This window comes from Microbacterium aerolatum (genome assembly GCF_007988825.1).
In the GTDB taxonomy this organism is placed as follows: domain Bacteria; phylum Actinomycetota; class Actinomycetes; order Actinomycetales; family Microbacteriaceae; genus Microbacterium; species Microbacterium aerolatum.
Window position 1 is genome coordinate 222,750 of the sequence record NZ_BJUW01000003.1, and the last position, 16,885, is coordinate 239,634.

At 68.8% G+C, this 16,885-nt stretch carries 18 protein-coding genes; 12 read left to right on the forward strand and 6 right to left on the reverse strand.

Annotated elements, in window-relative coordinates; translation table 11 throughout:
• Positions 1–2 precede the first annotated feature (2 nt).
• Positions 3–1,988, forward strand: coding sequence for a M13 family metallopeptidase (locus MAE01_RS04880; RefSeq protein WP_147038422.1), 1,986 nt, complete (start codon positions 3–5; stop codon positions 1,986–1,988).
• A 109-nt stretch (positions 1,989–2,097) separates the two neighbouring features.
• Positions 2,098–3,006, forward strand: coding sequence for a serine hydrolase (locus MAE01_RS04885; RefSeq protein WP_371861761.1), 909 nt, complete (start codon positions 2,098–2,100; stop codon positions 3,004–3,006).
• Here MAE01_RS04885 and MAE01_RS04890 read toward each other — a convergent pair.
• On the reverse strand, positions 3,003–3,476 hold the full coding sequence (locus MAE01_RS04890; protein ID WP_147038423.1) for a MarR family winged helix-turn-helix transcriptional regulator: 474 nt from the start codon (positions 3,474–3,476) through the stop codon (positions 3,003–3,005). The genes MAE01_RS04885 and MAE01_RS04890 overlap by 4 nt on opposite strands.
• Positions 3,477–3,583: 107 nt before the next feature.
• Here MAE01_RS04890 and MAE01_RS04895 point away from each other — a divergent pair, with 107 nt between their 5' ends.
• A complete protein-coding gene (locus tag MAE01_RS04895) occupies positions 3,584–4,207 on the forward strand; it encodes an NADPH-dependent F420 reductase (RefSeq protein ID WP_147038424.1) in 624 nt (207 codons plus the stop codon).
• A 114-nt stretch (positions 4,208–4,321) separates the two neighbouring features.
• On the forward strand, positions 4,322–4,708 hold the full coding sequence (locus tag MAE01_RS04900) for a hypothetical protein (RefSeq protein ID WP_147038425.1): 387 nt from the start codon (positions 4,322–4,324) through the stop codon (positions 4,706–4,708).
• Positions 4,709–4,720: 12 nt separating this feature from the next.
• On the opposite strand, the gene MAE01_RS04905 is transcribed toward MAE01_RS04900, so the two are convergent.
• Positions 4,721–6,163, reverse strand: coding sequence for an MFS transporter (locus MAE01_RS04905; protein WP_147038426.1), 1,443 nt, complete (start codon positions 6,161–6,163; stop codon positions 4,721–4,723).
• A 56-nt stretch (positions 6,164–6,219) separates the two neighbouring features.
• Here MAE01_RS04905 and MAE01_RS04910 point away from each other — a divergent pair, with 56 nt between their 5' ends.
• From MAE01_RS04910 to MAE01_RS04925, 4 genes are all read left to right on the forward strand, one after another.
• Positions 6,220–6,909 carry a GNAT family N-acetyltransferase gene (locus tag MAE01_RS04910; RefSeq protein ID WP_147038427.1) on the forward strand — a complete coding sequence of 230 codons (690 nt, stop codon included), beginning with the start codon at positions 6,220–6,222 and terminating at the stop codon, positions 6,907–6,909.
• A gap of 22 nt (positions 6,910–6,931) precedes the next feature.
• Positions 6,932–7,558, forward strand: a complete 627-nt coding sequence (locus tag MAE01_RS04915; protein WP_147038428.1) for a hypothetical protein — start codon at positions 6,932–6,934, stop codon at positions 7,556–7,558.
• Positions 7,559–7,696: 138 nt separating this feature from the next.
• A complete protein-coding gene (locus MAE01_RS04920) occupies positions 7,697–9,082 on the forward strand; it encodes a glycine--tRNA ligase (protein ID WP_147038429.1) in 1,386 nt (461 codons plus the stop codon).
• 96 nt (positions 9,083–9,178) lie between these two features.
• On the forward strand, positions 9,179–9,991 hold the full coding sequence (locus tag MAE01_RS04925; protein WP_147038430.1) for a serine hydrolase domain-containing protein: 813 nt from the start codon (positions 9,179–9,181) through the stop codon (positions 9,989–9,991).
• Between the two features lie 13 nt (positions 9,992–10,004).
• Here MAE01_RS04925 and MAE01_RS04930 read toward each other — a convergent pair whose 3' ends face one another.
• The 4 genes from MAE01_RS04930 to MAE01_RS04945 form a co-directional block, all read right to left on the reverse strand.
• Positions 10,005–11,480 (reverse strand): phytoene desaturase family protein, encoded by a 1,476-nt coding sequence (locus MAE01_RS04930; protein WP_147038431.1) that lies wholly within the window; start codon positions 11,478–11,480, stop codon positions 10,005–10,007.
• Positions 11,480–11,941, reverse strand: coding sequence for an SRPBCC family protein (locus MAE01_RS04935; RefSeq protein ID WP_147038432.1), 462 nt, complete (start codon positions 11,939–11,941; stop codon positions 11,480–11,482). Before MAE01_RS04935 ends, MAE01_RS04930 begins: the two co-directional genes overlap by 1 nt.
• An 84-nt stretch (positions 11,942–12,025) precedes the next feature.
• Positions 12,026–12,448: a DUF1801 domain-containing protein gene (locus tag MAE01_RS04940; RefSeq protein ID WP_147038433.1), complete on the reverse strand. Its 423-nt coding sequence runs from the start codon at positions 12,446–12,448 to the stop codon at positions 12,026–12,028.
• A 2-nt stretch (positions 12,449–12,450) separates the two neighbouring features.
• A complete protein-coding gene (locus MAE01_RS04945; protein WP_147038434.1) occupies positions 12,451–13,026 on the reverse strand; it encodes an HhH-GPD-type base excision DNA repair protein in 576 nt (191 codons plus the stop codon).
• A gap of 78 nt (positions 13,027–13,104) precedes the next feature.
• Here MAE01_RS04945 and MAE01_RS04950 point away from each other — a divergent pair, with 78 nt between their 5' ends.
• The 4 genes from MAE01_RS04950 to MAE01_RS15900 all read left to right on the forward strand — a co-directional run bounded on the left by MAE01_RS04950 (position 13,105) and on the right by MAE01_RS15900 (position 16,802).
• Complete coding sequence (locus MAE01_RS04950; protein WP_147038435.1) at positions 13,105–13,548, forward strand: XRE family transcriptional regulator; 444 nt, start codon at positions 13,105–13,107, stop codon at positions 13,546–13,548.
• The gene (locus tag MAE01_RS04955; protein ID WP_147038436.1) at positions 13,545–13,895 is read left to right on the forward strand and encodes a HepT-like ribonuclease domain-containing protein; all 351 of its coding nucleotides are present in this window, start codon (positions 13,545–13,547) and stop codon (positions 13,893–13,895) included. Before MAE01_RS04950 ends, MAE01_RS04955 begins: the two co-directional genes overlap by 4 nt.
• Before the next feature lie 73 nt (positions 13,896–13,968).
• Positions 13,969–14,616 (forward strand): LuxR C-terminal-related transcriptional regulator, encoded by a 648-nt coding sequence (locus MAE01_RS04960; RefSeq protein ID WP_147038437.1) that lies wholly within the window; start codon positions 13,969–13,971, stop codon positions 14,614–14,616.
• Complete coding sequence (locus tag MAE01_RS15900; protein WP_186806122.1) at positions 14,613–16,802, forward strand: ATP-binding protein; 2,190 nt, start codon at positions 14,613–14,615, stop codon at positions 16,800–16,802. Before MAE01_RS04960 ends, MAE01_RS15900 begins: the two co-directional genes overlap by 4 nt.
• Positions 16,803–16,885: the final 83 nt, after the last annotated feature.

A 16,885-nucleotide genomic window follows, 5' to 3' on the forward strand; every position in this document is an offset into this window, starting at 1 on the left:
TCATGACTGATGTTCTTCCCGCCGGTCTTTCGACCGAAGAGTTCAGCTCCGACATCCGCCCCCAGGACGACCTGTACCGTCACGTCAACGGCGCCTGGCTCGAGCGCACCGAGATCCCCGGTGACAAGGCACGCTGGGGCTCCTTCCACCTGCTGGCCGAGCAGGCCGAGAAGGACGTGCGCACGATCATCGAGGAATCCCAGGATGCCGATGCCGGCACCCTCGAGCGCAAGATCGGCGACCTCTTCACCAGCTTCATGGACACCGAGCGCATCGACGCCGCCGGCATCGAGCCGCTGCGGGCCACCCTCGCCGAGATCGACGCCATCGACGGCATCCCGGCCCTGCTCGCGGTGGCCGGCGCCTACGAAAGAGACGGACGCGCGCACCTGATCGGCCTGTACATCGACGGCGACCCCGGTGACCCGGAGCGCTACGTTCCCGTCCTCGTGCAGTCCGGCCTCTCGCTGCCCGACGAGAGCTACTACCGCCTCGACAACTTCGCGGACACCCGCGCCGCGTACCGCGCCCACCTCGAGCGTCTGCTCGGGCTCGCCGGAGTCGCAGACGCCGCAGGCGACGCCGAGCGCGCCTTCGCGCTCGAGACCGAGATCGCCTCGCACCACTGGGACAACGTCGCCAGCCGCGACGCCGTCAAGACCTACAACCTCAAGGCATGGGACGACTTCCAGGCGCTCATCGGCGTCGATCTCGCACCGTGGCGGGATGGCGTCGGCCCCACGAATCCGGATGCCTTCGCCGAGGTCGTCGTCAGCCAGCCGAGCGCATTCGAGGGCCTCGGCGCGCTGTTCACCGCCGAGCGCCTCGACGACTGGAAGGCGTGGTTGCGCACCCAGGTCGTGCATGCCGCCGCACCGTTCCTCACCGACGACATCGTGCAGGAGAACTTCTCGTTCTACGGCACCGAGCTCACCGGCGTTCCGACCATCCGCGAGCGCTGGAAGCGCGGCGTCTCGATCACCGAGGGCGCTCTGGGGGAGGCGATCGGCAAGGTCTACGTCGAGCGGCACTACCCGCCCACGGCGAAGGCCGCAATGGACGAGCTCGTCGCCAACCTCATCGAGGCGTATCGGCAGAGCATCAAGACCCTGGAGTGGATGAGCCCGGAGACCCGTGAGCGCGCGCTCGCCAAGCTCGACGCGTTCACCCCGAAGATCGGTCATCCCGAGGAGTGGCGCGACTACTCGACCCTCGAGATCGATCCCGCGGACATCTTCGGCAACGTGCGCCGAGCGAACATCTTCGAGCACGACCGCAACGTCGACAAGGTCGGCGGTCCCATCGACCGCAACGAGTGGCACATGCCGCCGCAGATGGTCAACGCCTACTACAACCCGTCGATGAACGAGATCGTGTTCCCCGCCGCGATCCTGCAGCACCCGTTCTTCGACGCAGGCCGTGATGCCGCGGCGAACTACGGCGGCATCGGCGCGGTCATCGGGCACGAGATCGGGCACGGCTTCGACGACCAGGGCAGTCGATACGACGGCACGGGCAAGCTCGACGACTGGTGGACGGACGCCGACCGCTCGGCGTTCGAGGAGCGCACGAAGGCGCTCATCGCCCAGTACGACGCCCTCGTACCCCAGGGCCTCGCTGACGAGAATCACGTCAACGGCGCCCTGACGATCGGCGAGAACATCGGCGACCTGGGCGGCCTCGGCATCGCGCTGAAGGCGTACGAGCTGTCGCTGCGGTCCAACCCCTCGGTCCCTGAGCCTGTCGAAGGGCCGGTGATCGACGGCCTCACCGGTGTGCAGCGGCTGCTGCTGAGCTGGGCGCAGGTGTGGCAGCAGAAGAGCCGCGACGCCGAGACGATCCGCCTCCTGACGATCGACCCGCACTCGCCGAACGAGTTCCGCTGCAACCAGATCGTCCGCAACATCGACGCGTTCTACGAGGCGTTCGGGGTGACCGAAGACGACGCGCTGCACCTGCCGAGCGACCAGCGCGTGACGATCTGGTGACCGTTACCGCCAATCCTTGACCCGGCGTCGGTAGGCGGGGTTACGATGGCCAGTGCCGCCGGTGGCACTGGCCATCGGCGTCTCCCCCACCTTCTTGGAAGGAACTCGCGTGGGCACTCCCCCCGAGCCTGCGATGATGCGCAGATCGCAGCGCAGCAGCCGTCGACTGCCGCGCCGAGCCGCCGTGGGGCGACGTTCCTTCGTGGCGACCATGCGCGCGCTGGAGGAGCTGGCGGATGCCGGCGCACAGGTCTCGGTGCACGTCATCGACCTCGACACCGGATCACAGGTCCTCGCCGGTGACGATCACGTCACGCTCCCCGTCGCCGGGCTCGGCGTCGTGCCACTGCTGATCGAGGTGGCCGCGGGATTCGAGTCCGGCACGCTGGACCCACTCGAGATCGTCGATCGGGCATCGACGGATGCCGTCACGACCTCCGGGATCTGGCGGAGCCTGCGCGCACCGGCGCTGCCGCTCAGCGACCTCGCCGTACTGGCCGCAGCGGTCGGCGACCCGCTCGCCGTCAACATCCTGCTGGAGCAGGTCGGACTCGACCGCGTCCGTCAGCGCATCGAGGCCCTAGGGCTCAAGCACACCGCTGTGCTCGACCAGTTCCGCGACATGCGCGGCCCGGATGACGCTCCGCACGTCGCCGTGGGCACGGCCCGCGAGCTGGCCGTCCTCTTCTCGGCGCTGGTGAACTCCAAGGCCGTGGATGCCGCGGTGAGCGCGCAGGTTTCGGAGTGGCTGAGCCTCAATCACGATCTGAGTCTGGTGGCGGCATCCACTGGTCTCGATCCGTTCGCGCACGACCACGACGCCCATGGACTGCTGTTCATCAACAAGACGGGACAGGACCGCGGTGTGCGGGCCGAGGCCGGTGTTCTCGCAGGGCCTCGCGCGGGGATCGCGTACTCGATGATCGTCTGCTTCGACGACCTGTCGATCGCGCATCGCCTGCGCGCCCACGACGCCTTCCGAGTGCTCGGCGTCGAGCTCATGGAGTACACCCACTAGAACGGCCCGAACCTCCGTTGCGGGTCGAGTGCCTGGACCACGGGCTCCAGGGCGTCGGCGAGCTGATCGAGCTGCTCGGGGCTCAGCCGATCCAGCACCAGCCGGTGCACGGTCTCGAAGTGCTCGGGAGTCGCCAGCACCAGCTGGCGCCGGCCCTGCTTCGTCAGCTCGAGCAGAACGCTGCGCCGATCCTGCTCGCTCTCCTGCCGCGCGAGGAGCCCGCGCTGTTGCAGCCTGCTCACGACCTTGGAAGTGCGGGGGAGCGTGGCGTTCGTCGCAGCCGCGAGGTCGCTCAGGCGCTGCGCGCCGCCGCGCTGGAGTGCGCTGAGCAGGATGAACTCGTAGTGCGTCAGCGAGGCGTCGCGCTGCAGCTGCGCGTCCAGCGCTGCGGGCAGAAGTTCGGCGGTGCTGATCAGCGCCAGCCAGGCGCGGGACTGCTGCGGCGTCATGCGGGAGAGCGATACGGCCATGTGTCCATTCTCCGGGGAATAGTTGCCGAGACAAGCGCGTTCCACTCATTAGTTGCCGAAGCAACAAAGTGCGACGGCTCAAGAGCGACTCAACGAAAGGCTTCACAATGACTGCGATCACCGTCATCGGTACCGGAAACATGGGCCAGGCCATCGCCGGCCTCGCCGCAAAGGGCGGCTCGAGCGTGCAGATCCTGGCACGCGACCACGAGAAGGCCGGCACCGCCGCGGCATCCATCGGGGCGACCGCCGGCATCGTCGGCGACGCGATCACGGGCGAGATCGTCGTCCTCGCCGTGCCGTACCCGGCGCTCGCGGAGATCGCGAACACCTACGGTGAGCAGCTCACCGGCAAGGTCGTCGTCGACATCACCAACCCGGTCGACTTCGCCACGTTCGACGGACTCGTGGTGCCGGCCGATTCGTCGGCTGCTGCAGAGCTCGCGGCTCTCGTCCCCGGCGCCAAGGTCGTCAAGGCGTTCAACACCAACTTCGCCGCGACCCTCGCGGCGGGCGAGCTCGGCGGCGAGCCGACCGTCGTGCAGATCGCCGGCGACGACGAGGCCGCAAAGCAGCGCCTGGGCGAGGTCGTCACCGCCGCCGGTCTGAAGACCGCGGATGCCGGTGCGCTGAAGCGTGCGCGCGAGCTCGAGGCCCTCGGCTTCCTGCAGATGGTGCTCGCCGTCCGCGAGCAGATCGGCTGGACCGGCGGCTTCGCCATCCGCGCCTGACTCTCGTCCCGCACCACCACCCCGTCCGAGATTGCATTCCGCGGCCGAGATGCCCGGAAATTCCCGCGAGTTCAGCCGCGGAATGCAATCTCGCGGGGCGTGTACCCTCGTCGCATGGACGACTGGACCCCGCACCGCCGCGAGGACGGCGAGCTGCTCGGATGGATCCACCCGGCCGGAAACGACTGGACCGCCGTCGACATCCTCGGCCGCACCGTATCGGACGCCGTGGACTGGCTCGTCGCCGAGGAAGCACTCGAGGCGCACGGGCTCGCGTGGCTCGCCGAACCATGGATGCTGGAGGACGACGGCCGCCCGACCCGGGTCCGCATCGTCGAGGTCACGCCCGATCATGACGGCACCCCCGGCCGCATCGTCGTGAAGGCCGAGGATTACGGGGACGTCACTCGTCCGGCTTCCGAGCCGATCGAACTCTCCTGGCCGCTGCCCGATCGGCTCCGGCCTCCGCAGCCAGGGGACCCTGACGGCTTCACCTTCTGAGGGGCGGAACGGCTAACTGGGAAGCGAGGGATGCTTCTCGAGGGGGCGGATCTTCGGGATGAACAGCGACAGCACCAGGGCGATGACTCCGGCGACGATCGCGAGCCAGAAGCAGACGTCGAAGGCTTCCCTCGTCGGCACGGCGACGCCGTCGACGTCGATGCTCAGGCTCGCGAGCACACCGCCCATGACCGCCGACGCGCTGGACGTTCCCACCGAACGGAACAGCGCGTTCAGGCCGTTCGACGCACCCGTCTCGTTCGACGGCACCGACCGCATGATGATCATCGGCATGGCGGCGAACGTGAAGCCGATGCCGACGCCGATGATCGCGTTGGCGATGAGGATGTGGACCCACTCGGTCGACCAGATGAGCACGTAGCCGTAGGCCAGGACGATCGCGGCGGACCCCGCGGTGAACAGCGGTCGCGGGCCGATGGTCCGCTCCAGCCAGCCCGACAGCGGTGAGATCACCATCATGACCAGCCCGGCCGGCATCACGATGAACGCCGCGGTGATCATGTCGAGTCCGAAGCCCGATCCGGTCTCGACTGGCAGCTCGAGCATCTGCGGGAAGGTGACGTTGGAGGAGAACAGGGCGAAGCCCATTCCGATCGCGGCGATGTTCGTCAGCAGCACAGCCGGGCGCGCGGCCACGCGCAGGTCGAGCAGCGGGTCCTTCGTGCGCAGCTGGTACCAGCCCCACAACAGCAGCACCAGCACGCCGCCGATCACGAGGCTGAGGCCGAGCGGTGTCGTCCAGCCCCACTCCGCGCCGCGCGAGACGTAGAGCAGCAGTCCGGTCAGGCCGATCGCGAGACCGATGGCGCCGACTACGTCGAGTCGGCCGGGGGAGAGCAGCACGTCTTCGGGGACGAACAGCAGCACCAGGATCAGGCCGATGACGCCGAGGCCTGCAGCGAGCCAGAACAGCGAGTGCCAGTCGGCGTTGAGAGCAAGGTACGCGGCCAGCGGCATCCCGAGCGCACCGCCGACGCCCATCGTGGCGCTCATCAGCGCGACCGCGGTGCCGAGGTGGCGAGGAGGCAGGATGTCGCGCATGATCGCGATGCCGAGCGGAATGACGCCCGTGACCCCGCCCTGAAGCGCCCGCCCGACGATCACGCCCACGATCGAGGTCGACAGCGCGGCGATCACCGATCCAACGATGAGCATGATCATCAGCGCGACGACGATGCGCCGCTTGCCGTACATGTCGCCGAGGCGACCGGAGATCGGCGTGGCGACCGCTGCGACCAGCAGGGTGATCGTGACGACCCAGGTGGTGTCTTCGCGGGATGCGTCAAGCAGTGTCGGCAGCTCGGCCTGCAGCGGGACGACCAGCGTGAACATGAACGATGACGCGAGTCCCGCGAAGGCGAGGACGGCGACGGTGAGTGCCCGGTTGGGGTTGCGGGAGAGCCGCTTTCTCGCTCTCTCGTCCCTGTCGCCCATCCGCCAAGGCTATCGGTCGATTCCGCAGATGGCCGCGGGAGGGGCAGACTGGGTTCGTGCGAACCATCCGTGACCTCGACACCGTTGAACTGATCATCGACGCGCAGAGCCTGCTGGATTCGATCCGCGGCCCCGAGCGCGTCATCGACGCGGGCACGCTGCGCGCGCTGCAGCAGTCCGGCAACTACGTCGTCGGCCTGTTCGACGACGAGAGCGGCGAAGAGCGCATGGTCGGAGCATCCATAGCGTTCTTCGGGGCGCCGGCCAGACGCCGGATGCATTCCCACATCACCGCGCTGCTGCCCGAGTACCGGGGGCGCGGCTGGGGGCGCGAGCTCAAGGAGCACCAGCGTCAGTGGGCGTTCTCCCGCGACGTCGGCGGCATCTCCTGGACCTTCGACCCGCTCGTGGCGCGCAACGCGCACTTCTTCCTCACCGTGCTCGGCGCGCGAGTGACCGGATATTCGGTCAACAACTACGGCATCTTCGGCGGCGGGGATGCCGGGGACGAGAGCGACCGGTTGGATGTCGAGTGGGCGCTCGCCGACATCGCCAAGACCCCGGCCGACGATGCCGTCGTCGCAACTCTCGAGATCCCCTCCGACGTCGAGGCGATGCGCGAGACGGATGCGGATGCCGCGCACGAGTGGCGCACGCGTCTGCGCGGCGAGATGGAGGCGCTGCTCGCCCGCGGCCTGCGCGTCGCTGGCTTCGACGTGAAGCGCGGGTACCTGTTCACCGAGTGATCGGCTCTGCTTTCATGGTCGGATGACTTCCGAACCAGATCTCGCGCAGCATCCGGCCGACACCGAATGGCACCGGTGGGCGCCGATCGGCCAGACGCTCGACACCAGCCGGGTGCCCGGGAGCGGTCCGGCACCGAGCATCGCTGCCTTCGAACTGCTGCCGATCGAGCCGATGCTCGTGCCCGAGAAGCCGCGACACGGGGAGATCGACGCATCCGAGTGCGGGCACTGCAAGCCGTCGAAGCACACGATCTGGCACGACGACGAGTGGCAGGTGAACTCCGGATTCGAGGGCGGCGTCGGGCTCCCCTTCGTCGGATCGATCTCACCGCGCAGGCATGTGAAGCTCGAAGACGCCCCGATCGAAGTGCTCGCCGGGCTCGGGCCCGTGCTGCAGCGGCTCTCGGAGGCAACCAAGGCGATTCCCGCGGTCGCACGGTGCCACTTCTCGCGCTGGAACGACGGATCTGCGCACCTGCACCTGTGGGCGTACGCGCGACCGGCGGGGATGATGCAGGGGCGTGGCGCGATCCTGCCCTACTGGGAGCAGAGCATGCCGGCGATGCCCGAGGGCATGATGAACGAGTACATCGAGATCGTTGCGAGGTCGCTCGCGAGCGGCGGCGGAGAGGCGTTTCCGAACAGGTGATCCCGGAGCGCGGGATCGTCACGCGGATGCCGTCGTGGTCGCTCTCATGTGGGGCTGATGGACAGCAGGGGCGCGGATAGGATTGAGGTGCCCGTGTTCACGGGCGTTTTCCCGTCGCATCCGACCATTGGAGCCACCGTGGCCGAACAGTCCCGTCTTGACAAGGTCATCAGCCTCGCCCGCCACCGCGGGTTCGTGTTCCAAGCGGGTGAGATCTACGGCGGTTCGCGCTCGGCATGGGACTACGGGCCCCTCGGCACCGAGCTGAAGGAGAACATCCGCCGTCAGTGGTGGCAGGCCTTCGTCCGCGGACGCGGCGACATGGTGGGCCTGGACTCCTCGATCATCCTGCCCAAGCGCGTGTGGGAGGCATCCGGTCACGTCGCGACCTTCAGTGATCCGCTGGTCGAGTGCCTGCAGTGTCACAAGCGTCACCGCGAGGACCACCTCATCGAGGCCTTCGAGGCGAAGAAGGGCCGCAAGCCCGAGAACGGCATGGCCGACATCGTCTGCCCCGATTGCGGCACCCGCGGCAAGTGGACCGAGCCGAAGTCGTTCTCCGGCCTGGTGAAGACCTACCTCGGCGTCGTCGACGACGAGTCGGGCCTGCACTACCTGCGCCCCGAGACCGCGCAGGGAATCTTCGTCAACTTCACGAACGTGCTCACCGCGAGCCGCAAGAAGCCGCCGTTCGGCATCGGCCAGGTCGGCAAGGCGTTCCGCAACGAGATCACGCCCGGTAACTTCATCTTTCGCACCCGCGAGTTCGAGCAGATGGAGATCGAGTTCTTCGTGCCGCCCGCCGAGGCGCAGCAGTGGTTCGAGCACTGGGTCGAGACCTGCTGGAACTGGTTCATCGACCTCGGCATCGACCCCGAGAACATGCGCCAGTTCGACGTCCCCGAGGACGAACGCGCGCACTACTCCGCCGGCACCATCGACTTCGAGTACCGCTTCGGCTTCCAGGGCTCGGAGTGGGGCGAGCTCATGGGTGTCGCGAACCGCACCGACTACGACCTGTCCAGCCACTCCGAGGCATCCGGTCAGAGCCTGACCTACTTCGATCAGGCGTCCGGCGATCGGTACACGCCCTACGTCATCGAGCCGTCGTTCGGTCTGACCCGCTCGATGATGGCGTTCCTGGTCGACAGCTACGTCGAGGAGGAGGTGCCGAACGCCAAGGGCGGCACCGACACCCGCACCGTGCTGAAGCTCGACCCGCGTCTCGCGCCGGTCAAGGTCGCCGTCCTGCCGCTGTCGCGCAACGAGAAGCTCTCGCCGCTCGCCCGCGAGGTCGCCGACTCGTTGCGCGGACGCTGGGCCATCGACTTCGACGACGCCGGCGCCATCGGTCGCCGCTACCGTCGCCAGGACGAGATCGGCACCCCGTTCTGCGTCACGGTCGACTTCGACTCGCTCGAGGACGACGCCGTGACCGTGCGCGATCGCGACACCATGGCGCAGGAGCGCGTGCCCGTCGCCGAGCTGAACGAGTACCTGGCGGATCGTCTGAAGGGCGCCTGACTCTCAGCATCCCACCATGCGGAGTCCCGATTCAGACACATCTGAGTCGGGGCTCCGTCTTTTCTGCAGCAGTCGCTGCCGTGCGACGATGGCAACGTGGAGACGACGACTTTCGCAGCGACAGAAGGCTTCCCTCATACGGCGCTGGTGGGGGTGACCGGTCCGGAGCAGACTCTCGCGGTGCAGGGTGATCCGCACGCGGCGCTCGCGCTCGCGTCGGTGTCGAAGCCCATCTCGGCGTGGGGCGTGCTGGTCGCCGTCGAACGCGGTCTGGTCGACCTCGACGACCCGGCCGGCCCGGAAGGCTCGACGCTGCTCAACCTGCTCGACCACACCAGCGGGCTGCCGTTCGAGGGCGAGCAGCCGCAGGCAGCTCCCGGAACGCGCCGCATCTACTCGAACGCGGGGTTCGACGCCCTCGGCGCGCACGTCTCCGAAGCGGTGGGGGCACCCTTCGCGGAATGGATGGCTCGTGAGGTCACCGGACCCCTGGGGATGCGCGACATCGACGTGACCGGTCGCCCCTCCGCCGGGTACCGAGCGTCGATCGACGACCTGATGCGGTTCGGCCGGGAGGTGCTGCGCCCGGCACTGATCCCCGTCGAGCTGCGCGACCTCGCGCTCATGGTCTCGCGCCAGGGGCTGCGCGGTGTCGTGCCCGGCTACGGGGCGTTCGACGACAACCAGTGGGGGCTGGGGTTCGAGCTCAAGGGAACCAAGAGTCCGCACTGGCTGAGCGACACCATGCCGCCCGAGACCGCAGGGCACTTCGGCGGGCAGGGCAGCTTCCTGTTCATCGACCGCTCCCGCGACCTGGCGGCCGCCTTCCTCTCCGGTGTTGCGTTCGGCGAGGAGCACAAGCGCATCTGGCCGCCGCTCACCGAGGAGATCGTGGCGCGCTACGCCTGAGGGCGTTCGCTGCCTAGATCGAATCATCGGATGCCGGCGAAAGATCCGGCAGCGCGCGGGTGCCGAACTCGTGCCGGAGCGCGCTCAGCGCCGCATGCCAGCCGGGCAGCCCGTGCACGCCGGGACCGGGGGTCGTGGATGCCCCGCAGAGGTAGACGCCCGGCATCGGGGTGCGCCACGGGTCCGGGCTCAGCACGGGTCGGCGCAGCAGCTGCACGAGGCCGGGGCTGCCCGAGGAGATGTCGCCGCGCACGTAGTTCGGGTTGTGGCGTTCGACCTCGACGGCGGTCCGCGAAGAGGTCGACAGGATCGTGTCGCGGAAGCCGGGTGCGAAACGCTCGATCTGCCCGATGATCGCCTCCGAGCGGTCCTCTCGTGAGGCGGCCGGCACGTGCGTGTACGCCCAGAGTGTGTGCTGACCGGCCGGAGCGCGGGTCTGATCGAACAGCGAGGGCTGCGAGACGAGGACGTACGGCGCATCCGGAAGGGACCCGTGCGAGACGGCGTTCTCGGCCGCAGCGATCTCCTCGCGCGTGCCGCCGAGGTGGAGCGTTCCCGCACGATGGAGCTCGGGATTCGTCCACGGGACAGGCTCCGACAGTGCGAAGTCGACCTTCGCGACGGCATTCCCGTAGCGGAAGCGCGCCAGCGCGCGCCGATAGCCATCGGGCATCCGATCGCCGGCGATCCGGCTCAGCGCGCGAGGGGTGACATCGAGCAGGGTCACCCGCGACGGCGGCAGCTCGTCCAGGGACGTCACCTCGTGATCCGTCACGAGCTCTCCGCCGTGGGCGATGAGGTCTGCGACCATCGCGTCGATGATCGCCTGGCTCCCGCCGATCGGGATCGGCCAGCCCTTCGCGTGGGCATAGGCCGTCAGTGCGAGTCCTGCACCCGAGCCCGCAAGTCCCGGCATGGGCAGGATCGTGTGCGCGGCCACGCCGGTGAGCATGGCGGGCGCGACGTCCTCGCGGAATCGAAGATTCCACAGCGGGCTGCCCTGCTCGAGCGTCGCCAAGCCGAACAAAGCCGCGGTGGGGATGTCTCGCGGGACGCGCAGGAGCGTGTCTCCGGTGAAGTCCGAGACTCGCGTCGTGCGCTCCACCAGGGGGCGCATCAGCCGGGCGTACGCCGCGCCGTCGGTGCCGAGCCCCTCCGCCGTGCGGGTCAGCGAGCGATGCGCGACACCCGCGCGGCCTCCGTCGAGTGGGTGCGCGAACGAGATCTCCGGCACGGCGAACGGCACTCGCCGGTCCAGACCGAACTCGCGGAAGAACCGGGATTCGAACGCCAGCGGATGCACCGCCGAGCACACGTCGTGGCGGAACCCCGGCAACGTGAGCTCCCTGGTCGCCGCGCCGCCGCCGGCGCTGGACGCGCGTTCGTAGACGCGCACGCTGAGGCCGGCCCGTGCCAGGGTCACAGCCGCCGCCAGTCCGTTGGGACCCGCTCCGACGATGGTCGCGTCGATGTCGTACGAGCGCGTCATCAAGCGGTCTCCGATTCGACGTCCTGCGGCGCGGTCCCTTCGGCCAGATACGCCAGCCGATGCAGGGTCTCTGCATTGCGCCACTGCAGGATGACATCCGCGATGGTGGTCGGTATCGCCGTTGCCGGCCCGCTGACCGCTTCCTCCTGGATCCGCACCAGGCATCCTCCCGCCGCGGGTTTCACGTCGATGGTCACCCGGGCCTCGCCGAGCGGCCACCCTCGCGCGGTCATCACCATCTGGTGAGGTGGATGCCACCTCACGCTGCTCGTGGTGTCGTCGAGCAGTGCGGGCCACACGCCGACGGAGTGGTGCAGCCGCGCTCCGGGCTCCGGCCATTCGGGGTCGACATCGCGCATGCGTGAAGCCCCGACGACCCAGGCGGGGTAGAGCCATCCGTCTGCCAGGACGCGGAACACGGCTTCTGGTGTGCAGTGCAGCTTTCGGACGTTCCTCGACATGCGGCTCCTTCTGTCGGCGTCCTTCATCTTGCGACATCGAGCGAGGCGGGGCAGCGGCCTTGACAACGCCGCTGCCGGCGACCCTCAGTCGATCACGGTGATGCGGGCGTAGTCGTCACCGCCTGCCTCGGTCCACGCCAAGACGTCCTCGAGGATCGGTCGGAGCACGTCCAGGTCGACCTTGTCGAGGTCCTTGATGTACAGGCAGCCCGCGCCGACAGTATGCGGTCCGAGCTTCGCCAGCGCATCGCTGTGGCGGTCGGTGCTGTCCAGGTACAGGGTCGACGCGCCCTTGCGCGGGGCGAAGCCGAGCACGGGCATGTCGCCCTCGTTGCCGGTCGGATAGCGGTAATGGCAGCTGCCGAATCCGATGATCGTGCCCCAGAGCTCCGGTTCGCGGCCGGAGATCTCCTGCAGCAGGGCCGTCAGCGTTTCGGCATCCCGTCGTCGCACGACCGGGGTGACCTCCGCGATGAAGGCGCCGACGCTGCCACCTGTCTTCTGCATGATCAGCCCTTCGCTTGCTTTGCGGCGGACTTCATTGCCCGCTTGTGCTCTCGCACCTTGGTGAGCGATTCGGACGAGACGATGTCGGCGACGCTGCGGTACGAGCCCTCCTCGCCGTAGGCGCCGGCGGCTTCACGCCAGCCCTCGCCCGTGAATCCGTACTGCTTGCCCAGCAGTGCGAGGAAGATTTTCGCCTTCTGCTCCCCGAAGCCGGGCAGCTGCTTGAGTCTGCGCAGCACCTCCGCGCCGTCGGGGTCGCCCTGTGTCCACAGGGCTGAGGCGTCGCCGCCCCACGAGTCGACGAGCTCCTGGCACAGCGTCTGCACTCGGGTCGCCATCGAGCCGGGGAACCGGTGCACGGCGGGGGTTTCCTTGAACGCCTCCAAGAGGCGATCCGGCTCCATCGCGGCGATCGCCGTGGCATCCACCGCACCCGTGCGCTGCTCGATCTTCAGAGGACCGGCGAACGCCGTCTCCATCGGGACCTGCTGGTCGAGCAGCATCCCGACCAGGAGCGCCAGCGGATTCTCGGTGAGCAGGCGGTCGGCGGCGTCGTCGTCGGTGATGTGCAGGGCCATGCATCCAGTCTGCCAGGGACGACCGCTCTCGAGTTGCTGCTCTTTCCCCGGAATCCATAGGCGCGATATCATCATGATATGAGCGAAACACTGCGCGAGTTGCGTGAGCGAGCTGGACTAAGCCAATCGCAGCTCGCGCTGCGCAGCGGTGTCGCGCAGCCCAACATCGCCGCTTATGAGTCCGGGCGACGCAATCCGTCGGCGGCAATGGTCGGCAGGTTGCAGTCGGCCATGCGCCCTTTGCCTCACGAGGCGCTCGATCAGCATCGGGACGAGCTCAAGGAGCTCGCTGCGGACTACGGGCTGAGCAACGTGCGTGTGTTCGGCTCAGCCGGGCAGGGCACGGATACCGCGCAGAGCGACCTCGACATCCTTGTCACCCGGGCGCCGAACGTCGGATTGCTGACGATCGCCGAGTTCGCCTTCGCGGCCGAGCTGCTGCTCGGCGTTCCGGTCGACGTGGTCACAGACGGAGGGCTCCCCGCTGATCATCCGATCCTCCGGTCAGCGGTGGCCGCGTGAGCGATCGGGACGAACGGTCGCTGCGTGAGATCGTGCGGTTGTGCGACGACGGCACGCGACTCGCCGCTCGAGGCCACGAGTGGTACGTGTCGGACGATCTCAATACACCGGGGCTCGCGGCCGAATCGATCATCATCAAGATCGGTGAGAACGTCGCGCGGCTGAGCGATGACACGACCCTCGCGAACCCGCAGGTGCCCTGGTCGAGCATCAAGCGCATGCGCGATCGGCTTGCGCATCACTACGCTGCGACCGATTACGACGCGGTGTGGGCCACCATCAACGTCGATTTCCCCCGCGTGCGTGCAGCGGTCGCATCACTCCTCACCGACGTGACCGATGATTGACCGCCAAGCGTCCGATCCGGCATCGACAGGGCAACCAGGTGTCAGCGTGTCCGTACTGCTCTAGGTTTGAGCCATGGTGGGCACATTCAGCGTCGCGATCGTCGACGACCATGCGCTGGTCGGCCTGGCGATAGGACCGCTCATCGACGCCGCGGCCGATCTCGAGTTCGTCGGCGCCGTCGCATCGGTCGCCGCGCTGCGGAGCGCCGACCTGCATCCGGATCTCGTGGTGCTCGACATCTCGCTCCGCGACGGGAGCACCCCCGCCGAGAACGTGGAGCGGCTCCGGGAACGTGAGGCGGCGGTGCTCTTCCTGACCTCGGGCGAGGACCGCTTCCTGGTTCGCGAGGCGCTTCGTACCGATGCGCTGGGTGTGGTGCGGAAGTCCGCGCCGCCGAAGGCGATCCTGTCGGCGATCCAGCGAGCGGCGCGCGGGGAACTGCTCGTCGACACCGAATGGGCCGTGACGGTGGACGGGGATCCCGACGTAGAGGGGGCCGCGCTCACAGCACGCGAGCGCAGCGTGCTCGCGCTGTACGCCTCCGGCATCGGAGCCAAGCAGGTGGCGACTCAGCTGGGGATCAGCGAGAACACGGTCAACGACCACCTCAAGCGGATCAAGCTGGTCTATCAGCGGCTCGGGCGTCCCGCGCCGACGAAGGTCGAACTGTACCGACGGGGAGTCGAAGACGGATATCTCCCCGTCCCCGGTAGCCAATGAGCGCCGCTGCGGCTCTTCGAGCGGAAACCATCGAGGAGTCGCTTGCCGGACGTCACGAGCTGCTCGCTGCGCGGGTGCTGACCGCCGGCAACGGTGCTCTGGCCGCGGTCGCCGCTCTGGGCGTCGCCACCGTCGTCGTCCAGAGCGACCCCGCTGACCATCCGCCCGCGTTCCAGGCCGCGATCCTCGCGACCATCGGCATCCTGATCGCCGTCGGTCTGCTCGCGCAGTGGAGCGGGCGGCGCCTGATCGCGGTGATGAACGGCGTGGCGGCGTGCGCGTACCTCGCCGTGCTCCTGCTGGCCTGGCCGGTTCTCGCGCTCAGCGGAGGTTCGCCCAGCGGTCAGCTCTCGTGGTTGCTCACCGTAACCTCCCTGCCGGTGCTCGCGGCCGTCATCGCCTGGGGACCGGCGGGCGGATGGATCGTGCTCGGCGCGCTGGGAGTGTTCATCCCGCTGCTGCGCATCGCGATGGACGACCGCTCCGCCAATGCCATCACGAACAACGTGCAGTCCTTCGCCACCGCCGTCCTTCTCTGCGCGCTGGCGAGTGCGACGCTCGCCCGGGCGCAGCGGGCGGATACTGCGGCGGCGGTCGCGCGCGATGCCGCCGCCCGCGAGGCGGAGAGTGCCGCACGTCGCGCGGTGGATGCACGGGCTCAGGCGCTCGTGCACGATGAGGTCCTCGCGACGCTCGCGTTCGCCGCCAGGGCGACGGCCGAGATGCGGCCGGCGCTGGCGGCGCAGGCCCATCGGGCACGCGAAGCGCTGAACGCGTTGACGGCTCCGTCGACAGAGGCGGTCGCCGTCGCCGCGCTCCGCGCGCGACTTCAAGAGCTCGCCCGCGACCACGGCGCGCAGTTCAGCGAGACCCTCGAACCCGAAGGGGCCGACAGCGCGGCCGAAGTCCCCGGCGATGTCGCAGAGGCGATGACCGGCGCCGTGCAGCAGGCGCTCGTCAACGTCCGCGCCCACGCGGCGGGGAACCAGGCGACCGTGATCTTCGGCCGGATCGGGGACGGCATCCGCGTCGAGGTGCACGACGACGGCCCGGGGTTCGATCAGGAAGCCGTGGCGCCCGGCCGGGTGGGCATCGCCGTGAGCATCGTGGCTCGACTGCGTGCGGTCGGCGGGCGCGCCGAGGTGCGCAGCGCTCCGGGCGACGGGGTCGTGGTCGACGCGTCATGGAGCCCGAGCATCCCTTCGCGACCGGTCACGGTGCGGGCGATCGGCCTCCTGCGGGATCGTGACATGCGTCTGACCGGCGCGCTGCTCGCAGCCGGCCCCCTCGTGCTCGCCCTCTACTCGTTGTTCTGGCTGCGGCAGCCCCTTCCCGCGGTCGCAGCGGGGGGCGCCCTCGCTGCGGCGTTCGTGATCGTGTCGTGGCGTGCCGACCGTGCCGGCACCGCGACCGTCGCCATCGCAGGGTCGCTCGCCCTCTCGGCCGTCGGCACGATGCTCGGGGGCGTCATTGTGCCGGACACCGCGGACGCCCCCACGTACGCGGGCATGTGGCCGTACGTCACGGCATCCGTCGTGCTCGGGATGCTGTGCCTGCGGGCGCGCCCCGCGACGGCACTGATGCTCTTGATCCCCGCGACCGCGCTGCTGGCGCTCGCCGTCGTTTCCGGTCCCTTCGACGAGGTGCGTGCCGCCGTCATGCGCGCGATCGTGGTCGTGCTGGCCGCCGCCGGCCTGGCGATCTCACTGCGAGTGCTGGATCGTCACGCCGAGCGCGACAGGGCGGCCGCGCTGCGAGCGAGCAGCGAACGCGCATGGCTCTCCGAGGTCACCACACGCGCAGCGGAGAAGGTCGCGCGGTGGGACGAGGTCTTCGGGTCGCTGCTCGCCCGCATCGGCGAGGGTACCGCGCTGACCGACGAGGAGATCCGCCGGTGTCTGGTCCACGAGGGGGAGTTGCGGGACGGGTATCGCGCAGGGCGCCTCGGGGCCGCCGCCGTGGTCGCCGCCGCCGCGAGGGCACGGGCACGGGGTGTCGACGTCGTGCTGATCGACGATGTCGCAGACCGCGAGATCGACGACGAGCAGCTCGAGCGCCTGCGGGCGTGGCTCGTGGAGCAGCTCGACGAGGCGGTGGGAAGCTTCATCGCCAGGATTCTCCCGGTCGGTCGCGACGCGCTGGCGACCGCCTCGTCGGAAGCGGCATCCACCCGTTTTGGTGGCTGAAAGACCTATTACCTCTAGCCGAACGTCGATATCGTTTGATCAACGATGACGGGCCTACGCTGCTCCCGAATGGGGCACCCGGA